Origin of the sequence: Mesorhizobium sp. M1143 (assembly GCF_040318435.1) — a bacterium.
In the GTDB taxonomy this organism is placed as follows: Bacteria; Pseudomonadota; Alphaproteobacteria; order Rhizobiales; family Rhizobiaceae; genus Mesorhizobium.
Genome location: NZ_JAMYMJ010000053.1, coordinates 17,669 through 36,573 on the forward strand (window position 1 = coordinate 17,669; position 18,905 = coordinate 36,573).

The window sequence follows — 18,905 nt, forward strand, 5'->3', positions numbered from 1 at the left end:
ACCGTGGGACTGCCGGCCGGAACATTCCGCTTTCGCTTCGCGCCTGAAATCCCTATGTGTCGCCTGTCATACGCGCCACGCGAGGCGCGCTCCCGACAACACGATGCAGAAAGCCTCATCTCCAGGCCGATGAACATCCAGCCGAAACACACCGAGCCGCTGATCCTGTCGGGCCGCGACGTGACTGCCGTGCTGGGTCCGACCAACACCGGCAAGACCCATCTCGCCATCGAGCGCATGGTGGCACATGAGAGCGGCATTATCGGCCTGCCGCTCCGCCTTCTGGCGCGCGAGGTCTATGCCCGCGTCTGCGAAAAGGTCGGCGCCCACAAGGTGGCGCTCATCACCGGCGAGGAAAAAATCCAGCCGCCCGGCGCGAAATATTCGGTCTGCACCGTCGAAGCCATGCCGCGCGAGACCGACGTTGCCTTCGTCGCCATCGACGAGGTGCAACTCGCCGGCGACCTCGAGCGCGGCCACATCTTCACCGACCGTATCCTGCACCTGCGCGGCCGCCAGGAAACGCTGCTGCTCGGCGCGGCCACCATGCATGGCATCCTGCAAAAGCTGCTGAGAGGCGTCTCGGTGGTGACGCGCCCTCGCCTGTCGCACCTGGCCTATGCCGGCTCGAAGAAATTGACCCGCCTGCCGCGGCGTACGGCGATCGTCGCTTTCTCCGCCGACGAGGTCTATGCCATCGCTGAGCTGATCCGCCGCCAGCAAGGAGGAGCGGCGGTCGTGCTCGGCGCGCTGTCGCCCCGCACCCGCAATGCCCAGGTGGCAATGTTCCAGGCAGGCGACGTCGACTATCTCGTCGCCACCGACGCCATCGGCATGGGGCTCAACCTTGATCTCGATCATGTCGCCTTCGCCCAGAACCGCAAATTCGACGGCTATCAGTACCGCAATCTCACGGCGGCCGAGCTCGGCCAGATCGCCGGCCGCGCCGGCCGCCATCTGCGCGACGGCACCTTCGGCGTCACCGGCCAGGTCGATCCGCTGGACGAGGAGTTGGTCAAGCGCATCGAGGGGCACGAGTTCGATCCGGTGAAGGTGCTGCAATGGCGCACCGCGCATTTCCACTTCGCCAGCCTCGACGCGCTGAAGCGCTCGATCGAAACCAACGCGCCGGTCGAAGGCCTGACGCGGGCGCTGCCGGCGGTCGATGCCCAGGCGCTCGAACATCTCTCCCGCGACGAGGACATCCGCGCGCTGGCTACCAATGCCAAGCGCGTCGCGCTGCTGTGGGAAGCCTGCGCGTTGCCGGACTACCGCAAGATCGCGCCGGCCCAGCACTCCGACCTGATCGCTTCTATCTACACCGACCTCGCCAAACACGGCCATGTCGACGAGAACTACATGGCCGAGCAGGTGCGCCGCGCCGATACGACCGAGGGGGACATCGACACGCTGTCGCACCGCATTGCGCAGATCCGCACCTGGACATTCGTGTCCAACCGGCCGGGCTGGCTGGCCGATCAGGCACACTGGCGGGAAAAGACGCGCGAAATCGAAGACAGATTGTCGGATGCGCTGCATGAGCGGTTGACGAAACGGTTTGTAGACCGCAGGACTTCCGTCCTCATGCGGCGCCTTAGAGAAAATACAATGCCTGAAGCCGAAATCAGTCCTACCGGAACCGTCCTTGTCGAAGGCCATCATGTCGGCGAGTTGCAAGGGTTCCGCTTCACCGCCGATCAGAGCGCCGGCGGCGAAGACGCCAAGGCCGTGCGTACGGCAGCGCAAAAAGCGCTGGCCGCCGAGTTCGAGGCACGTGCCGAACGCTTCGGCGCCTGCGCCAATGGCGACCTTGCGCTCGGCTCCGACGGCACGCTGCGCTGGATCGGCGCGCCGATCGGCACGCTGGTTGCCGGCGAGGACGCGCTGAAGCCGCGCCTGGTGCTTTTGGCCGACGAGCAGTTGACCGGTCCCGCCCGCGACAAGGTCGCCGCGCGCGCCGAGCGCTTCGTCAATTTCCAGATCGAATCCTTGCTGAAGCCGCTGGTCGACTTGAAGAATGCCGAGCAGATCGCCGGCATCGGCCGTGGCATCGCCTTCCAGCTCGTCGAGCATTTCGGCCTCATCAACCGCCGCGACATCGCCGAGGAAATGAAGTCGCTCGACCAGGAGGGTCGCGCCGCCTTGCGCCGGCTCGGTGTGCGCTTCGGCGCCTACCACGTCTTCGTGCCGGCGCTGATCAAGCCGGCGCCCGCCGGACTGATCACGCTTTTGTGGGCGCTGAAGAACGACGGCAAGGACAAGCCCGGCTTTGGCGACGTGGTGCACGCGCTGGCCTCCGGCCGCACCTCGGTGGTCATTGATCCGGCTTTCGACAAGAGCTTCTACAAGCTCGCCGGCTACCGCAATCTCGGCCGCCGCGCCGTGCGCATCGACATTCTGGAACGGCTGGCCGACCTGATCCGGCCTGCGACCAACTGGAAGCCCGGTCTGGGACAGCGCCCGGACGGCGCCTATGACGGCCAGTCCTTCATGGTGACGCCGCCGATGATGTCCATCCTCGGCGCAACCGCCGACGACATGGAAGAGATCCTGAAAGGCCTTGGCTACCGCGCCGAGCCGAAGCCGCCGGCAGAGGTCAAGGCGCGGCTGGAAGCACAGGACAATGCGGCGCGGGAAGCGGCTGCCGCCAAGCTGGCTGCGGACGCGGCTGCAAAAGCCGAACAGGCCAAGGCGGCGGAAGCCGCTGCAAGAGAAGCCGCCGCTGAAGCGCCGGCCGTTGGATCGGAGCCGGATGCGGTTGCCGCCGCTGAGCCTGCGGCTGAGCAGCCCGTCGCCGAAGCCGCAGCGGAGGCTGTTGCTGCGGACGCTCAGCCGGGCGCGCCTCCCGAGGGTTCGGAGCCAACTGCGGCCGTTGAAGCCGCCGCCGAAGCTCCAGCCATCGAGGAAGCAACGGCGGAGCCCGTCGCGGACGAACAGGTCGAAGCTCCCATAGAAATCGCGGAAGAAGCTCCGGCTGTTGCGGAAGCTGACGACACTGCCGACGCCACCGTCGCCGAAAACGCCGACGCCCTTACCTCTCCCTCGATGGCGGAGGTCGCGGCGCAAAGCGACGCGGGTGACAGCGCTGACGAAGCAGATAGTGCAAACGATGCAAGTGCAACCGCCGACGCCGACGCTGCCCCCACCCCGGCGCTGCGCGCCGACCCTCCCCACGAGGGGGAGGGTCGAAGCGCTGAGCCTGTCCCCGAGGCCGAAGCGCCAAAGCCCATCTTGCTGTGGCGGCAGGGTCGTTTCGAGCAGCGCCCGCGCCATCGGCAAGACAACCGCAGAGACAATCGCCCGCGTAACGGCCAGGCTAGCCGCGCCGATGCGCCGGCCGACGCTGCCGGCGGACAGCCGGCACCGGGCGAACGGCCGGCCTATCAGGGCCGGCGCGACCAGCGCGACGGTGCCGCCAAGCCACGCTTCGACCGTTCGAAGTTCAAGCCCAAGCCGCAGGCCGAGGGCGAACAGCGCCGCGACGGCAAGCCGCAAGGCGAGCGTCCGCGCGAGGGCCGGCCTGACTGGAAAGGCGGCAGGCCGGAAGGCAAAGGCGGACCGCAAGGCGCCAAGCCGGCTTTCCAGGCCAAGCCACGCGAGGAACGCCCGGCGCGCTTCGATCCGGACTCGCCCTTCGCCAAGCTCGCCGCCTTGCGCGACCAGTTGAAGAAATAAGCCCCAGGTTCGCTGCGATGGTTGCTGAAGGTCGTCAGCGCATCGACAAGTGGCTGTTCTTTTCGCGCGCGATAAAATCGCGCTCGCTGGCGGCCAAGCTGGTTGTCGCCGGACGCGTCCGCATTAATAGCGACAAAGCAGCGCAGGCCTCCGATCTGGTCAAGCCTGGCGACGTTTTGACCATTACGCACGAGCGCCGCATCTTCGTTTGGAAGGTGCTTGGCACCGGCGTGCGGCGCGGTCCGGCCGAGGAAGCGCGCACGCTCTACGAGGACATGTCCCCGCCGCCGGCCCCAAAAGGCGAGGCTGTTGCCGATGCCATTCCGGCGCTGCGCGACGCCGGCAGCGGCCGGCCGACCAAGAAAGAGCGCAGGCAAACCGACCGGCTGTTCGGCGAAGACTGAAGCCTTGGCCGTCTGCGCCATGCCGGCGGTCTGGAATTTCATTCCGGACACGCGGGCCCCGCCTGCAATGGCTGCCCTTGCAAGCGGCAGGCAAAGGCGTTACCTCACCAAAAAAGCCGCCGCATCGGCCCGAAAATCGGAAATCGATTTTTCGGAAGGCACGATGCGCAGATTCAAAGTGTCAGAGCGTACTTTATGCGTCCAAGTGGACGCACGTCGCTCTAGCAAGAACGGGACGTCCCGGAGCCGACCAATGACCTATGTCGTGACCGACAACTGCATCAAATGCAAGTACATGGACTGCATCGAGGTCTGTCCGGTCGACTGCTTCTACGAGGGCGAGAACATGCTTGTCATACATCCCGACGAGTGCATCGACTGCGGCGTCTGCGAACCGGAATGCCCGGCCGATGCAATCAAGCCCGACACCGAGCCGGGCCTCGACAAATGGCTGCAGGTCAACACCGAATACGCCGAGAAATGGCCCAACATCACCGCCAAGAAGGAGCCTCCGGCAGATGCCAAGAGCTTCGACGGCGAGGCCGGCAAGTTCGAGAAATATTTCTCCGCCGAGCCCGGCGAAGGCGACTGAGCACATGACGCTGGAATCGGAATCGATTTCGGAAAGGGTGATGCGCAAAGCAAAAAAGTGCGGCCTATTGGATCGTCATAACGCTGCGTAACGCGCATCATACATTAACTGCCTTGACAGGCGGCGATGGCGCTCGACCTTCGCGTTTGCAGCAAAACCTTGATTCTTCCGACTTTTTGTGCTACACCAGTTGAAACATGCCGGTGACACAACGTCGATTTATGGCGCAAGCGCCCCAAATCACTGAAAGGTGAAATCCCCAATCGGACCAGAGCGATCTGGGCCAGGCAGTCGCTATGTATGCGGTTTGCCGGTCCCGGCTTTTTCCGATGGGTTCATCTGTTGTGCGGCTAACGATCGGTGTCCCCGGTCGCATGCGTTCGGACCGGCAGGCCGCCGGTGCCACAACAAGGAGTTCAGGGCGTAATGGCAACGATCACCCCGCAGAAGAAGTCCACCTCGGCACGCCACGGTTTCAAGACCGGCGAGTACATCGTCTATCCGGCACACGGCGTCGGCCAGATCGTCTCGATCGACGAGCAGGAAGTTGCGGGCCACAAGCTGGAACTGTTCGTCATCGACTTCCAGAAGGACAAGATGCGCCTGAAGGTTCCGGTCGCCAAGGCGACCTCCATCGGCATGCGCAAGCTGTCGGAAGAGGATTATGTCGAGCGCGCGCTGAAGGTCGTCCAGGGCCGCGCCCGCGTCAAGCGCACCATGTGGTCGCGCCGTGCGCAGGAATATGATGCCAAGATCAATTCGGGCGACCTGATCTCGATCTCGGAAGTCGTGCGCGACCTCTACCGTGCCGACAACCAGCCGGAACAGTCCTATTCCGAGCGTCAGCTCTATGAGGCGGCACTCGACCGCATGGCGCGCGAGATCGCGGCAGTCAACCGCATGTCGGAAACCGAAGCCGTGCGCCTGATCGAGGTCAACCTCAACAAGGGCCCGAAGCGCGGCGCCAAGGCCGACAATGAGGAAGCCGAGCAGGAAGAAGCTGCCTGATCGCTTTCACCGTCGAATTCATGAAAAACCCGGCCTTGTGCCGGGTTTTTGTTTTTACCCCCTTGTGGGGTTCCAAGGACGGGCGAGACCCGTGGCTCGCCCAGGCAGGGTCGCTGCGAAGCAGCGAGGATGGGGGACGGCACCAGACCCGACCCGGACCTTCCGTCCGACCTCCCCACAAGGGGGAGGTAGAAGGCTCAGCCGCCGGCTTCCTTCTCCGCCTCCTGCTTCAGCGTCGCAATAAAACGCTTCGTCCGTTCACGCTCCGGGTTGGAGAACACCACGGCGGACGGCCCCTTCTCGACGATGACGCCGGCGTCGAGGAACACCACCTCCTGCGCAATCTTGGAGGCAAGGCGAAGGTCGTGCGTGGCCATCACCATGGTCGTGCCTTCGCTGGCGAGCTTTCCCAGCACGTCGACCACTTCCTGCGCCAGTTCCGGATCGAGCGCCGAGGTCGGCTCGTCGCAGAGCAGCACTTTCGGCGACGGCGCCAGGGCGCGGGCGATCGCCACACGCTGCTGCTGGCCGCCCGACAGCGTTGCCGGCCAATCATCCGCCTTGTGTGCCATGCCGACCTTCTCGAGCAGCGCCAGTGCCCGCTCGCGCGCCTTTGCCGTCGGCCATTTCAGCACCGTCACCAGGCCTTCCATGACGTTCTCGATCGCGGTGCGATGCGGGAACAGCTGGAAGTTCTGGAACACCATGCCGGTCTGCAGCCGCAGGCGCTGGATGTCGCGGCTGGGGATCTTGATGCCGGGACGGAATTCCAGCGTCTCGTCGCCGATGCGCACCATGCCCGAGGTCGGGATCTCCAACAGGTTGATGCAGCGCAGCAGTGTGCTCTTGCCGCCGCCGGAGGGGCCGACAAGCGCGGTGACGCTGCCTTCGGCAATGGTGACCGTCACGCCCTTCAGCACCAGATTGTCGCCGAAGCGCTTTTCGATGTCGGTGAGGCCGATCATGAGCGCGCCTCCAGGAAGCCGCCATAGCGGTTGAGCCGCTCCTCCAGCCGCGTCTGCAAGGCCGAAAGCACCGAGCTCATCGCCAGATAAAGGATCGCCGCCTCGACATAGAGGATCAGCGGCTCATAGGTGGTGGCGACGATGCGCTGCGCCGCCTGGAACATCTCCGGCACAGTGATGGCGGCGGCCAGCGACGTATCCTTGACCAGCGAGATGAAGGTGTTGGACAGCGGCGGCACGGCGACGCGGCCGGCTTGCGGCAGGATGGTGCGCCGCATCGCCTGGCTCCAGGTCATGCCGATCGAATAGGCCGCCTCCCACTGGCCCTTCGGCACCGAGCCGATCACGGCGCGGATAATTTCCGAACTGTAGGCGCCTATGTTGAGGGTGAAGCCAATCAGCGCCGCCGGAAAAGCGTCCAGCAATATGCCGACCGAAGGCAGGCCGTAAAAGATCAGGAACAGCTGCACCAGAAGCGGCGTGCCGCGAAAGATCCAGACATAGAAGCGGACCACGGCAACCAGAGGCTTGGGACCGAACAGCCGCACCAGGGCGACAACCAGGCCGACGAACAGGCCGAGTGCGAATGATAGCAATGTCAGCGGTACGGTGAAGATCAACGCCGCCCACAGCAGTGTCGGCAACGAGTCCAGCATCAGGTGTAGCCAGTGCGGCACGAACGGCTCCTCCTTCACAGACCGCCGCGGTGACGGCAGTGCGATTGTGTGCTTCTCATATCATGCGAAAAACGGCGAGCCGTCAAAGACGGCCCGCCGCTATTGGTCATTGCCGGCAAACCGCCGGGAGATGGTCTTTACTGCGAGACATCCTGGCCGAAATAGGTATCGGCGATCCTCTTGTAGGTGCCGTCGGCCTTGATGTCGGCCAGCGCCTTGTTGATCGCCGCGACCAGCTCCGGATCACCCTTGCGCACGATGACGCCGGCATAGTCGGCGTTCTCTTCCTGCGCGGCGATCTTCACATTGGCGTCCGGCTTGTGCTTCTTGAAGTCGAGGAAAGACAGGCTGTCATTGATGGTGGCGTCGGCGCGGCCGGTGAGCAGCAGCTGGATCGACTGGTCGAAGCCGTCGGTGCCGACCAGTTCGGCGCCGTTGGTCTCGGCGAGCTTGCCGAAATTCGATGTCAACGACTGTGCCGACTTCTTGCCCTTGAGGTCGGCGAAGGTCTTGATGTCGGTGTTGTCGCCGCGCACGATCAGCACGGCCTTGGAGGCGATGTAAGGATCGGAGAAATCGTACTTGGCCTTGCGCGCGTCGGTGATGCCGACCTCGTTGATCACGGCGTCGTAGCGGTTGGCGTCGAGGCCGGCGATCAGCCCGTCCCATTTGCCTTCGAGGAACTCGACCTTGACGCCGAGCTTGTCGCCGATCGCCTTGGCGATCTCGACGTCGAAGCCGACCAGCGCGCCGGAAGCATCATGATAGGTGAAGGGCGCATAGGTGCCTTCGGTGCCGACTTTGAGGGTGCCGGCCTGCTTGATCTGGTCAAGATTGGCGCCGGCATGGCCTGATGTAACAGCCAGAACCTGAAGCGTTCCGGCGACGATGAGCGAATTGAGCCATTTCATTTCTGTGTGATCCCGTCCTTGGCCGGTGTCCGGCGCTTGTGAGAGCCGGAAACTGACAGATACAGCGCAGCAAAATAAGGAACCAGATTTCAAAAAAACGACGATCCAGAAATCAGATTCTCAAAGCAGCTCGGATCGGTGCCAATAGTCCGGATCTGCGGTGTCGATGCGCCCTGTCGGACCGCACAAAACAACCGCCATCGGCGGCGGAACCAATCCCCGGTGTGGCACGTTCATGGCTTGTTGTAGGGCGCCGCGTTTCCATTTCAAGAACCCTTGGCTGCGCTAGGCCCGAAGCAATTCCAGGAAAGTGGGAAAGCGGTTTCCTTCGGAATTGCGTCAAACAGAGATAACGGCCGCCAGGCCGTCCGAAAATGTCCGGGAGCAGGAGCGCGGCATGATCGAAGACACGGCAGGACGGACCATGGTCCGCACGGCAATGAAAGCCCCCTACCTCGAGCGCGATGAGGAACATGTTCTCGCCTTGCGCTGGAAGGAGGACCAGGATCAGCAGGCGCTGCATCAGATCACCGTCGCCCATATGCGGCTGGTCATCTCCATGGCTTCGAAATTCCGACATTACGGCCTGCCGCTCGGAGATCTGGTCCAGGAGGGCCATGTCGGGCTGCTGGAAGCAGCCGCGCGTTTCGAGCCGGAGCGCGAGGTGCGCTTCTCGACCTATGCGACATGGTGGATCCGCGCTTCGATGCAGGACTATATCCTGCGCAACTGGTCGATCGTTCGCGGCGGCACCTCTTCGGCGCAAAAGGCGCTGTTCTTCAACCTGCGGCGCCTGCGCGCCCGTCTTGCCAATGGCGCCGAGCCGATCTCCAACGCCACGCTCTACCGCGAAGTCTCGGTAGCCCTCGGCGTCTCCGAGGCCGATGTCGAGAAGATGGATTCCAGGCTTTCAGCACCTGACTCTTCGCTCAACGCACCGCTCGCCGATGAGGCCGGCACCACCGAGCGGATGGACTTCCTGATTTCGGACGATCCATTGCCTGACGAGGTCGCCGGCGACACCATCGACGTCGAACGGCGCCTGATGTGGCTGAAGACGGCGCTCCGCGCGCTCAATGCCCGCGAACTCAGGATCATCGAGGAGCGTCGGCTGACAGACGAAGGTGCGACGCTTGAGGCGCTCGGCGAGACGCTCGGCATTTCCAAGGAGCGTGTCCGCCAGATCGAGGCCCGCGCCATGGAAAAGCTCAAGCTCGCGCTGGTCAAGCAGAACCCCGAATTCATGGCAGCGTGAGATTGCCAGGAACAGGGGTCCCGCCCCGAGTTATCTCAGAAAAGTTATCTCAGAAAAAAGCACTACGAAGGCTGGGGTTTCTGACGAAGACCGGCGCTATCTGTCCGTGACGATCTTGACCTTGTCGCCGGCCGAAACCGAGGCGCCCGGCGACATCGCGTTGAGCACGCGGAACAGATCGAGCTTGCGGTCGACGCCGACCATCTGCGCCGAAAGTGTGCCCATCGTCTGCCCGGCCTGTACCGTGACGACGCGGATATGCAGCGGCTTCAGTGCCGCTTTCTCGGCGGGGCTGAGCACGCGGAACGAACCGCTGACCGAGCGTGCCACCGGATCGAGTGTCGTGCTGGCCGAGGGGGCCGCTGTCAAAAGCCGGTAGACCTGACCGCCGGCGCGGATCACCGCAATGTCGAACTGCCAGCCATCGGCGCCGGCGTGCGCTGTCGCCGCCTCGTTGCCGTCGATCGTCTCCTGGCGCACGCTGGTCTCGTCGAGACCGGCCACCCAGCCGCTTCTGATGTAGTCGGTCAGCGCACGATCCTTGTCGATCGACACACCGTCGAAGCGGATCGCCATGTCGCCGGGACCGGTCGCCGTCACTGCCGCCGCCGAATTGTCGATGATGAAGCCGTCGGGCACCGTGAACGAAACGCCGAGGCCCGGATGCAGGAAGGTCTGGCCGCGCACATAGCCCTCTTCCGGCGTGTCGCCATAGAGCAGGCCGTCTATCCCGGCCAGGAAGGAATCGCGGTCGCGGGTGCCGATGCCCGGCGCGCCGAACTGGCGGGCGTGGCGCTGCGCCAGATCAATTCGCTGCGGCGTGTTGGGGTGCGTGGCCAGGAAGTCGAGGCTGGCGTCGGTGGCGCCGCTGATCGAGCGGAAATCGGTATAGGCCGACATCGACTGCAGGAAACGCCCGGCGGCATAGGGATCGTAACCCGCCTCGCCGATCGACTTGATGCCAATCGCGTCTGCCTCCAGCTCCTGGTTGCGCGAGAACTGCGCCAGCCTCAGCTTGCCGCGGATCAATGCCTGCTTGGCGGTCGGGCTGTCGCCCAGCACATCGGAGACCACCTTGGTCGCCAGGCCTTCCTCGGCCTCGAGCTGCTGGCGCTGCAAGCCGTGATTGGCGGTGACGTGGCCCATCTCATGCGCGATGACGGCGGCGAGTTCGGCCGAATCATTGGCCAGCGCCAGCAGGCCGCGGGTGACGTAGAGATAGCCGCCCGGCAGCGCGAAAGCGTTGACGTTTGGCGAATTGAGGATGGTGATGCGATAGGTCTGGGTCGGATTGGCCGACACCACGGTCAGGCTGCCGACAACCTTGGCCACCATGCGCTCGAGCTTGGGATCGGAATATTCGCCGCCATAGGTGGCAAGGATGCGCGGATGCTGTGCCTTCGCCAGTTCGGCAAGCTTGCCGTTGGCGGCGACATTGTCGACCGTGATCGGCTTGTCGGAAGGCTGGAAGCCGGATTCCTGCACTTCGGGAGGCGTGAACATCTGGCAGCTGGCCAGCGCCACGGCAAGGCCGGCCAGCGCGAGGAAGCGCACCAGCGGTCTGCGTTTCAAAGTGTCAGTGCCGGTCGGCAGCACGGCGTTCCTTCAGCTCTCGGCGCATGATTTGGACCGGGGTCCGCGCCAGCGAAAAATCGGTCTTCGTTGGCAATCCTGCACACATCAAAAAACCTACAGCGTTTACGCATCCGGCCGGGTGCGGCGCTGTAGGGGCAAATCACGGCTCGTGCCGGACCAGTACTAAGCGGACCTAGCCACATCGACTGGACCATGGCAAGCAAGCGCCACATCACCTGTAGCCGGTTTGGTCGTAAATTATGTCCGCTTCCGGGCAATATCGCGTGATCCGCCCGAACTTGCGCCGATATAGCGCCGAAACGCTTCAGGGCCAGTGCCGTCGAAAAAATCGGCGGCAGGTCCCGTCGCGGCAACCCTGCCATTGTCCAGAAAAACCATCTGCTCGCCGATACGGCGAGCGTCTTCCGGCTGATGCGTGACGAACAGCACCGTCATCGCCCGCTCGGCATGAACGCCGGCCACCAGGTCGAGCATGTCGTCGCGCAGTGCTGGCCCGAGCGAAGCGAACGGCTCGTCGAGCAGCAGCACTGGCCGGTCGCGCACCAGAACGCGGGCGAGCGCCACGCGCTGCCTTTCGCCGCCGGAGAGTTCGCGCGGCAGGCGCATTTCCTTGCCGGCCAGGCCGACGCGGTCAAGCGCCTCGGCGATTGCGGCGCGATCGGCGTCGGTCAGGTTGAGCGATGGCGAGCGGCCGAGCCCGACATTCTTCTCCACCGAGAGATGAGCAAACAGATTGTTTTCCTGGAATACCATCGACACCGGCCGCACCGAAGGCGGCTCGGCGCCGACATCGGCGCCGCCGATCAGCACACGACCGGACTCTGGCGTCTCGAAACCAGCCACCAGATTGAGCAAGGTCGATTTGCCCGAACCACTTGCCCCCATGATGGCGGTGATCTTCGATGTATCGAATTCGACATCGAACAGGAATGACGTTTCGCCATAGCTGAACGAGACCTTGTCCAGCCGGACAGTCGTGCCTTTCTCCACAGCGGACGTCACGATCTCTCTCCCCGTCCCAGCCAGTCTGCCGCGACCACCAATGCAAGGCAGACCGCCCCGAGCAGCAAAGCCAGCCCGGCAGCATCGGCCGTGCGATAGCTGCCCATGCGCGCCAGCAGGAGATAGGGCAAGGTCTGCACCGAATCGCTGCCGAACAGCGCGATGACGCCGAGATCGCCGAGCGACAGCGCCATGGCGAAGGCAAAGCCGGTGGCCAGCGGCCGCCGGAGCGATGGCCAGTCGACCAGAAGCAGCCGGTTCCAGCCCGCAATGCCGAGCTGCGCGCACAGCTTTTCGTGGCGCTCGCTCGCCGCATCATAGGCCGGGCGCATCGCGCGGATGGCAAAGGGCATCGCCATCACCGCATTGACGGTGACGACCATGACCGGCGCGATGGCAAAGACATCGCTGACCGTGCGCAGCAGGAGAAACCAGCCGGCGCCGATGACAATGGGCGGCACGACGAGGACGAAGCCGGCGCCGGTGTCGGTGGCATGTTCGAGCAATGAACGGGCACTGGACCGGCGGCGCAGCGACAGTGCCCGCCGAGCCATGATCAGCGACAGCGACAGCGCCACCGAAAGTAGCGCCGCCGAGAGGGCGAGACCGGCGCTGGTCAGGGTCGCCTGACGCACGGCACTCTCGCCCGCCAGCCGGCCGAGATCGGCGCCGAGGCCGGACGCGACGGTGGCCGCCATTGGTCCGGCGACGAACAGCAAGGCGAGCACGATCAGGACGGCGTTGAACGCTGTTTCTGCTTTGCCGGCCAAGTGATAGCGGCGCGGCGCGACAGGCAAATTGGCGTCGCCGGTCACATTGGCGCCGAGCCGCGTCAGCGCCAGCATGACGGCAAAAGTCAGCGCGATCTGCAGCACCGTCAGCGTCACCGCTCGCGCCGGATCGAAGTCGAAACGCAGCGCCTGATAGATGGCGACTTCCAGCGTCGTCGCCGCCGGCCCGCCGCCGAGGATCAGGACGATGGTGAAGGAGGTGATGCAAAGCATGAAGACAAGCCCGGCGACGCCCGGCAGCGCGGCGCGCAGCACCGGCCACTCGATCAGCCGGAAGGCTGGCCTCGCTCCCATGCCGAGCTGGCTCGCCAGCCGCCATTGATCGGCCGGCACCGTTCCCAGCGCTTCGAGGAACAGCCGGGTGGCCAGCGGCAGGTTGAAGAAGACGTGGGCGACGAGGATGCCCGACAGCCCATAGATGTCGGGCCAGCTCTGGCCACCGATCGCGGCGAAATAACCGGCGCGGCCATAGAGCGCCAGTATGCCCAGCGCTGCGACAATCGCCGGCAAGGCAAGGGGCACAGTGAACAGCTGCAGGATGAAGCCGCGTCCGAAGAAGCGCGGATGCCGCGACAGCGCCCGGGCGACGAAGAGCGCCGGTACGGCGGAAAGCAGAGTCGAGAGCGCAGCCTGCCAGAGCGTGAAGCGGACAACGCGCAGGAGATAGAGGTCAAAGGCGGACGCGGCGCCGGAAAGGTCGTGCGCGCCTTCGCGGATAAGGCCGGCGAAGGCGCCACCGATCAGTAGCGCGATTGCCGCAAGCGCGACAATGCCGGCCGTGATGCGGGGGTCAGAGGGATAGTGCGCACGCATTTCGCGCTATCCAACCCTACGGCGCACGTTCGCTGCTGACGCAAATATTTCACGGAAGTCGAGTTCCCGCCCACCCCTCTCTGGCCTGCCGGCCATCTCCCCCGCAAGGGGGGAGATTAGCAGCTTCGCTCCCCGCCCCATCCTCGCAGCGTTGGAGGTTGGCGAAAGCTTCCGAGCGCTTGATCTCCCCCCTTGCGGGGGAGATGGCCGGCAGGCCAGAGGGGGGTGTTCAAGCGCCATCCTGAATTCCTACTTGCTCATCACCGCCAGCCATTCATCCACCCAGGCCTTGCGATTTGCCGCGACCTCTTCCGGGCTGAACAGCAAGGTCTTCGCCGGCTTGACCAGCCTATCAAAAGCCGGATTGAGCGGCTTGTCGGTTTTCCCAGCCGGGAACATCCAGTTGGTCTCCGGAATGACATCCTGGAATTTCGGCCCGGTCATGAAGGCCAGAAACTTTGCCGCCAGCGGGTTCTTCGCGCCCGTGGTGGTGATGCCGGCGACCTCGACCTGCAAATACTCGCCTTCTTCGAACGACGCCGCCTGGAAGCGCCCGGTGTTCTCGGCCACCATGTGGTAGGCCGGCGATGTCGTATAGGACAGCACCATCGGCGCCTCGCCCTTGGTGAACAGGCCATAGGCCTCGCTCCAGCCGGGCGTCGCCGTCAGCACTTTGCCCTTGAGTTTGGCCCAGGCTTCCGGCGCCTTGTCGCCATAGACCGACTTAACCCACAGCAGCAGGCCGAGGCCCGGCGTCGACGTCCTCGGATCCTGGATGACGATCTTGTCGGCGGCATCGCCCTCGACCAGTTCCTTCAGGCTCTTCGGTGGGTTCTTCAGCTTCTCGGTGTCGTAGACGACGGCGAAATAACCATAATCATAGGGCACGAAAGTGTCGTCGCTCCAGCCGCCCGGCACGTTGTTTTCAGCCACCGCGCCATGTCGGACAAACAGGCCGGAAGCCTTGGCTTCCGCGGTGAGGTTGGTGTCGAGGCCAAGCACGATATCTGCTTTGGTCGAGGCTCCTTCCAGCTTGACGCGGTTGAGAAGTGCGACGCCGTCGGCCGCCGAGACGAAGTCGACGCTGCAGCCGCACTCGGCTTCGAATTCCTTCTTCACCTGGGGGCCCGGACCCCAGTCGGCAGTGAAACTCTCATAGGTATAGATCGTGAGTTTTTCCTGCGCTGACGCAGGGCTTGCCAGTAGCGAAACAGCAAGCCCCAGCGCTGGGACAAGACGGGACAAAAACATGCGCATCGGCGCCTCCTTCATTCGTGTTGAAAGGAATTGAGGCGTCGGGCTGTCCGAAGCGTCTAATCCCTCCGCCGGTACAAACCGGATCAGGTTCAGCGGGTTGGCGAGACTGCCTCTCAGCCGGTCCGCGAAGATCGCGTCCGGCACCCCGTTAGAGCGTTTCGACACATAGGCCCGGCCAAGGTGCCACGCAAGTGGAAGTTTGCCCGAGCATGATCCCGGAAAGTGGAATCCGTTTCCGGAAAAAGATCATGCTCCAACAAAGAGTGACGGTGCCGCTCGGCCTTCCGTTTCGTCGGCGGGGCTGGTAAGGGCCAGCGGATATGAGCACATTCACCATCCTGCTTGGCGGCGATCTCGTCCGCACGCCGCGGCTCGACCGGCAGGTCGCGGGCACGCGCGTCATCGCCGCCGACGCCGGCATCGATCATGCCCGCCTGCTCGGCCTGATGCCGGAGCTGTGGGTCGGCGATTTCGATTCCGTGCCGGCGGACCTGCCTGCCGATCTCGCCGCCGTGCCGCGGGAGGTGTTTCCTCCCGAAAAGGACAAGACCGATGGCGAACTGGCGATCGCGGCGGCATTGGAACGCGGCGCCACCAGCCTGGTGCTGGCCGGCGCTTTCGGCGGCAAGCGCGCCGACCACGCCTTCCTCCATCTGGCGCTCAGCCTGCGGCTGGCAGAGACAGGCACAAAAGTGCTGTTGACCAGCGGAGCGCAGGAAGGCGCCCCTCTGCTGCCTGGCAAGGCCGGCTTCGACTATGCCGACGGAACGCTGTTTTCGGTGCTCGGCTTTTCCGATCTTTCGGGCCTCACCGTGTCCGGCGCGAAGTGGCCGCTCGACCATGTCGAGGTCGTGTTCGGCTCGTCGCTGACCATCTCGAACGAGGTCAAGTCCAACACGACCGGGGGCGGCCTCGAAATCGCGCTCGGCCATGGCCGCGCGCTGCTGCTCGCCCACCCCTACCCCTTGCCTGAAAGCTGACATGGCCCCGCCCCTTCTCAACCTCGACGGCATAAGACTGACCTTTGGCGGCACGCCGCTGCTCGACGGCGCCGAACTGACGGCGTCCGCCGGTGACAAGATCGCGCTCGTCGGCCGCAACGGCTCCGGCAAGTCGACGCTCCTGAAGATTGCCGCCGGTCTGATCGAGCCGCAAGACGGCGAGGTCTTCCGCCAGCCTTCGGCAACGGTGCGCTATCTCCCGCAAATGCCCGACATGGACGGCTTTGCCAATGTGCGTGCCTATGTCGAGGCTGGGCTTGGGCCTGCCGACGATCCCTACCGCGCCACATATCTGATGGAGCATCTCGGCCTCGCCGGCACGGAGAACCCCAACGATCTCTCCGGTGGCGAGGCGCGCCGCGCAGCACTTGCCCGCGTCATGGCGCCCGAACCCGATATTCTGCTGCTTGATGAGCCGACGAACCATCTCGATTTGTCGGTCATCGAATGGCTGGAAGAGGAGCTCGTCCGGACGTCTTCGGCGCTGATCGTCATCTCGCACGACCGTCGCTTCCTCGAACGCGTCTCGCGCGCCACTGTCTGGCTCGACCGTGGCCAGACCCGCCGCCTCGACAAGGGCTTTGGCCATTTCGAGGAATGGCGCGACCTTGTGCTGGAAGAGGAAGAGCGCGAACAGCACAAGCTCGGCCGCCAGATCGTGCGCGAGGAGCATTGGCTGCGCTATGGCGTGACGGCTCGCCGTAAACGCAACATGCGCCGCCTGGGCGAACTGCAGACCATGCGCCAGCGTTTTCGCGGCCATCGCGGCGCCGAGGGCTCGGCCACCATGGTGGCCAGCGACGCCGCCGAATCCGGCAAGCTGGTGATCGAGGCCAAGAACATCGAAAAGAGCTTTGGCGACCTCACCGTGGTCAAAAGCTTCTCGACCCGCATCCAGCGCGGCGATCGCGTCGGCCTTGTCGGGCCGAACGGGGCCGGCAAGACGACGCTGTTGAAGATGCTTACCGGCGAGATGAAGCCCGACGCCGGCTCGGTGCGGCTCGGCACCAATCTGGAAATCGCCACGCTCGACCAGAAGCGCGAGGCGGTCGATCCGGCCGAGACCCTGGCGCAGTATCTCACGGACGGGCGCGGCGAAAACCTCGTCATCAATGGCGAGCAGCGCCATGTCGTGTCCTACATGAAGGATTTCCTGTTCAAGCCGGAACAGGCGCGCACCCCGGTGCGCGAGCTGTCCGGCGGCGAACGGGCGCGGCTGCTCCTGGCGCGTGTTCTGGCGCGGCCGGCCAACCTTCTGGTGCTCGACGAGCCGACCAACGATCTCGACATGGAGACGCTGGAACTGTTGCAGGAACTTGTCGCCGGCTTTGCCGGCACGGTCATCCTGGTCAGCCACGACCGCGACTTCCTCGACCGCACCGTCACCAGCATCATCGCCCCGGACGGAGGCGGCCGCTGGATCGAATATGCCGGTGGCTATTCCGACATGCTGGCGCAGCGCGGCGGCACCCGGCTCGACGACCGCAAGGCGCGCGCCAAGGCCGAAGCCAGCGATGCGCCGGCGCCGGGCAAGAGCGAGCCGGCAGCGCCGAAAGGGCCGTCGAAGAAACTGTCGTTCAAGCAGAAATTCGCCCTGGAATCCTTGCCCAAGAAGATCGAGGCGGTAATGGCCTCGATCTCGCGGTTGGAAAACAACATTGCCGATCCCGCCTATTACGAACGCGACCCGGCCTCGTTCCAAAAGACCATCGCCGCCCTCGACAAGGAACGCGCCACGCTGGCCGCACTCGAGGAAGAGTGGCTGGAGCTGGAAATGCTGCGTGAGGAGATGGAGGGGTAGCATTGCTTGCGGTCTTTATGCGCGTATATTGTGCGCATGAAAGGAGGCATCTCCGTGCTTCAATCGACGCCAAAAACTCAGCGGGCCTCTGTCAACACGTCCATTGACTCTCAGTTGATCAAGGACGCCAAAGCGTTGGGCATCAACATCTCCCGCGCTGCCGAAGCAGGGATCGCGAAAGCGATTGCGGCGGAGAAAACGCGTCGATGGCAAGAAGAAAACAGGGAAGCCATCGAAAGCTCCAACGAATATGTCCGAAAGAACGGACTGCCATTGGCTAAACACCGGCCGTTCTGATGGCGCGTTACGATTTCTATCGGAGTACCGAGAGCGACGGTTATCTTCTCGACGTGCAGTCAGATATGCTTGAAGGGCTGAGCACGACGGTGGTCGTTCCTTTGATGCCGCCCGAGATTGCCCCGCTTCCTGGCCGCCGCCTGAACCCGACCTTCGCTATAAACGGCAAAGATCTTGTGATGGTCAAACAGTTTGTGTCGGCCTTCAGCGCGTCCGAATTGCGGATGCCAGAGGGAAACCTTTCTAGACATCACGACGACATCGTCGCCGCCCTCGACATGCTGTTCCAGGGCTTCTGAGCGAAGGCAGCCGCTACTGCCGCCCGTCAACCTGCCGTCTTGGCCTGCCAGGCCTTCAGCGCCTCGTCGAACACCTTCTCGCCCGGAATGCCCTTTTCCATGGTCAGCAGCGCCCGGCGTCCGGTCTTGTAGACCACCGGCACGTCGATCCAGTCCTGGCCTCGAAGCAAGGTCATATTGGCGTCCTCGTCGGCCTTGGTGTCGTTGAGCGCCACCAGGAAGAAGCCGTCGGCGATCTTGGCCGGAATGCCGATCAGCGGGCTGCCGGCATCCTGTTCCGAACTCTTCATGGCGACGCGCAGGATGTTGTCGACGCCACCGCCGTCAAAGCCCTCGGGCGTCAGGAAGATCATCTCGATGATGTGGCTGGCCGGCAGCGTCTGGTCGGTATTGCGGCGGATGGTCATGCGCAGCTGGATGTCCTTGCCGGGAATGGTCGCCTCGGCGCGGATCGCCGGCTCGGGCGGCAGGTCGCCGCCGGGCGATTCCTGCACCAGCGACCAGACGATGCTGCCGGGTTCGGCCGAACCTTGCGCGGTCGAGGTGCGTTCCTCGTAGAAG

16 protein-coding genes, 1 pseudogene and 1 riboswitch are annotated in these 18,905 nt (G+C 64.2%); of the genes and pseudogenes, 9 read left to right on the plus strand and 8 right to left on the minus strand.

Going from position 1 to position 18,905, the window contains the following annotated elements; genetic code table 11:
- Positions 1 to 129: 129 nt before the first annotated feature.
- The 4 genes from NKH35_RS26045 (at position 130) to NKH35_RS26060 (ending at position 5,679) form a co-directional block, all read left to right on the plus strand.
- A complete protein-coding gene (locus NKH35_RS26045) occupies positions 130 to 3,675 on the plus strand; it encodes a helicase-related protein (protein ID WP_352916864.1) in 3,546 nt (1,181 codons plus the stop codon).
- Between the two features lie 17 nt (positions 3,676 to 3,692).
- Complete coding sequence (locus tag NKH35_RS26050; RefSeq protein ID WP_023693611.1) at positions 3,693 to 4,079, plus strand: RNA-binding S4 domain-containing protein; 387 nt, start codon at positions 3,693 to 3,695, stop codon at positions 4,077 to 4,079.
- 253 nt (positions 4,080 to 4,332) lie between these two features.
- Positions 4,333 to 4,671, plus strand: a complete 339-nt coding sequence (gene fdxA / locus NKH35_RS26055) for a ferredoxin FdxA (RefSeq protein ID WP_013529180.1) — start codon at positions 4,333 to 4,335, stop codon at positions 4,669 to 4,671.
- Between the two features lie 426 nt (positions 4,672 to 5,097).
- Positions 5,098 to 5,679 (plus strand): CarD family transcriptional regulator, encoded by a 582-nt coding sequence (locus NKH35_RS26060; protein ID WP_023673664.1) that lies wholly within the window; start codon positions 5,098 to 5,100, stop codon positions 5,677 to 5,679.
- 197 nt (positions 5,680 to 5,876) lie between these two features.
- Here the strand turns inward: NKH35_RS26060 and NKH35_RS26065 are convergent, their stop codons facing one another.
- The 3 genes from NKH35_RS26065 to NKH35_RS26075 form a co-directional block, all read right to left on the minus strand.
- Positions 5,877 to 6,644 (minus strand): amino acid ABC transporter ATP-binding protein, encoded by a 768-nt coding sequence (locus tag NKH35_RS26065; protein WP_023685808.1) that lies wholly within the window; start codon positions 6,642 to 6,644, stop codon positions 5,877 to 5,879.
- Positions 6,641 to 7,321 carry an amino acid ABC transporter permease gene (locus NKH35_RS26070; protein ID WP_023693608.1) on the minus strand — a complete coding sequence of 227 codons (681 nt, stop codon included), beginning with the start codon at positions 7,319 to 7,321 and terminating at the stop codon, positions 6,641 to 6,643. Before NKH35_RS26070 ends, NKH35_RS26065 begins: the two co-directional genes overlap by 4 nt.
- 137 nt (positions 7,322 to 7,458) lie before the next feature.
- The gene (locus tag NKH35_RS26075; RefSeq protein ID WP_352916866.1) at positions 7,459 to 8,232 is read right to left on the minus strand and encodes an amino acid ABC transporter substrate-binding protein; all 774 of its coding nucleotides are present in this window, start codon (positions 8,230 to 8,232) and stop codon (positions 7,459 to 7,461) included.
- 397 nt (positions 8,233 to 8,629) lie between these two features.
- Between NKH35_RS26075 and NKH35_RS26080 the strand changes: the two genes are divergently transcribed.
- Positions 8,630 to 9,487 carry an RNA polymerase factor sigma-32 gene (locus NKH35_RS26080; protein ID WP_023693606.1) on the plus strand — a complete coding sequence of 286 codons (858 nt, stop codon included), beginning with the start codon at positions 8,630 to 8,632 and terminating at the stop codon, positions 9,485 to 9,487.
- Between the two features lie 96 nt (positions 9,488 to 9,583).
- Here the strand turns inward: NKH35_RS26080 and NKH35_RS26085 are convergent, their stop codons facing one another.
- From NKH35_RS26085 to thiB, 4 genes are all read right to left on the minus strand, one after another.
- Positions 9,584 to 10,990 (minus strand): M48 family metalloprotease, encoded by a 1,407-nt coding sequence (locus NKH35_RS26085; RefSeq protein WP_352916872.1) that lies wholly within the window; start codon positions 10,988 to 10,990, stop codon positions 9,584 to 9,586.
- A gap of 330 nt (positions 10,991 to 11,320) precedes the next feature.
- Complete coding sequence (gene thiQ / locus NKH35_RS26090; protein ID WP_352842022.1) at positions 11,321 to 12,085, minus strand: thiamine ABC transporter ATP-binding protein; 765 nt, start codon at positions 12,083 to 12,085, stop codon at positions 11,321 to 11,323.
- Positions 12,082 to 13,689 carry a thiamine/thiamine pyrophosphate ABC transporter permease gene (thiP, locus tag NKH35_RS26095; RefSeq protein ID WP_023702806.1) on the minus strand — a complete coding sequence of 536 codons (1,608 nt, stop codon included), beginning with the start codon at positions 13,687 to 13,689 and terminating at the stop codon, positions 12,082 to 12,084. The genes thiQ and thiP overlap by 4 nt, the downstream gene beginning before the upstream one ends.
- A 249-nt stretch (positions 13,690 to 13,938) precedes the next feature.
- Positions 13,939 to 14,946, minus strand: coding sequence for a thiamine ABC transporter substrate binding subunit (gene thiB / locus NKH35_RS26100; RefSeq protein WP_023825042.1), 1,008 nt, complete (start codon positions 14,944 to 14,946; stop codon positions 13,939 to 13,941).
- A 43-nt stretch (positions 14,947 to 14,989) separates the two neighbouring features.
- Positions 14,990 to 15,104, minus strand: a riboswitch (TPP riboswitch).
- A 162-nt stretch (positions 15,105 to 15,266) separates the two neighbouring features.
- Here thiB and NKH35_RS26105 point away from each other — a divergent pair.
- From NKH35_RS26105 to NKH35_RS26120, 4 genes are read left to right on the plus strand one after another with little or no spacing between them, the layout of a single operon-like run.
- Complete coding sequence (locus tag NKH35_RS26105; protein WP_023702808.1) at positions 15,267 to 15,926, plus strand: thiamine diphosphokinase; 660 nt, start codon at positions 15,267 to 15,269, stop codon at positions 15,924 to 15,926.
- 1 nt (position 15,927) lies between these two features.
- Positions 15,928 to 17,748, plus strand: a complete 1,821-nt coding sequence (locus NKH35_RS26110) for an ABC-F family ATP-binding cassette domain-containing protein (RefSeq protein WP_352765329.1) — start codon at positions 15,928 to 15,930, stop codon at positions 17,746 to 17,748.
- Between the two features lie 54 nt (positions 17,749 to 17,802).
- A complete protein-coding gene (locus NKH35_RS26115) occupies positions 17,803 to 18,045 on the plus strand; it encodes a type II toxin-antitoxin system CcdA family antitoxin (protein ID WP_023709715.1) in 243 nt (80 codons plus the stop codon).
- A complete protein-coding gene (locus NKH35_RS26120) occupies positions 18,045 to 18,344 on the plus strand; it encodes a CcdB family protein (RefSeq protein ID WP_023825044.1) in 300 nt (99 codons plus the stop codon). The genes NKH35_RS26115 and NKH35_RS26120 overlap by 1 nt, the downstream gene beginning before the upstream one ends.
- A 26-nt stretch (positions 18,345 to 18,370) precedes the next feature.
- Here the strand turns inward: NKH35_RS26120 and NKH35_RS26125 are convergent.
- A pseudogene (locus NKH35_RS26125) lies at positions 18,371 to 18,905 on the minus strand (hypothetical protein); the annotation flags it as partial.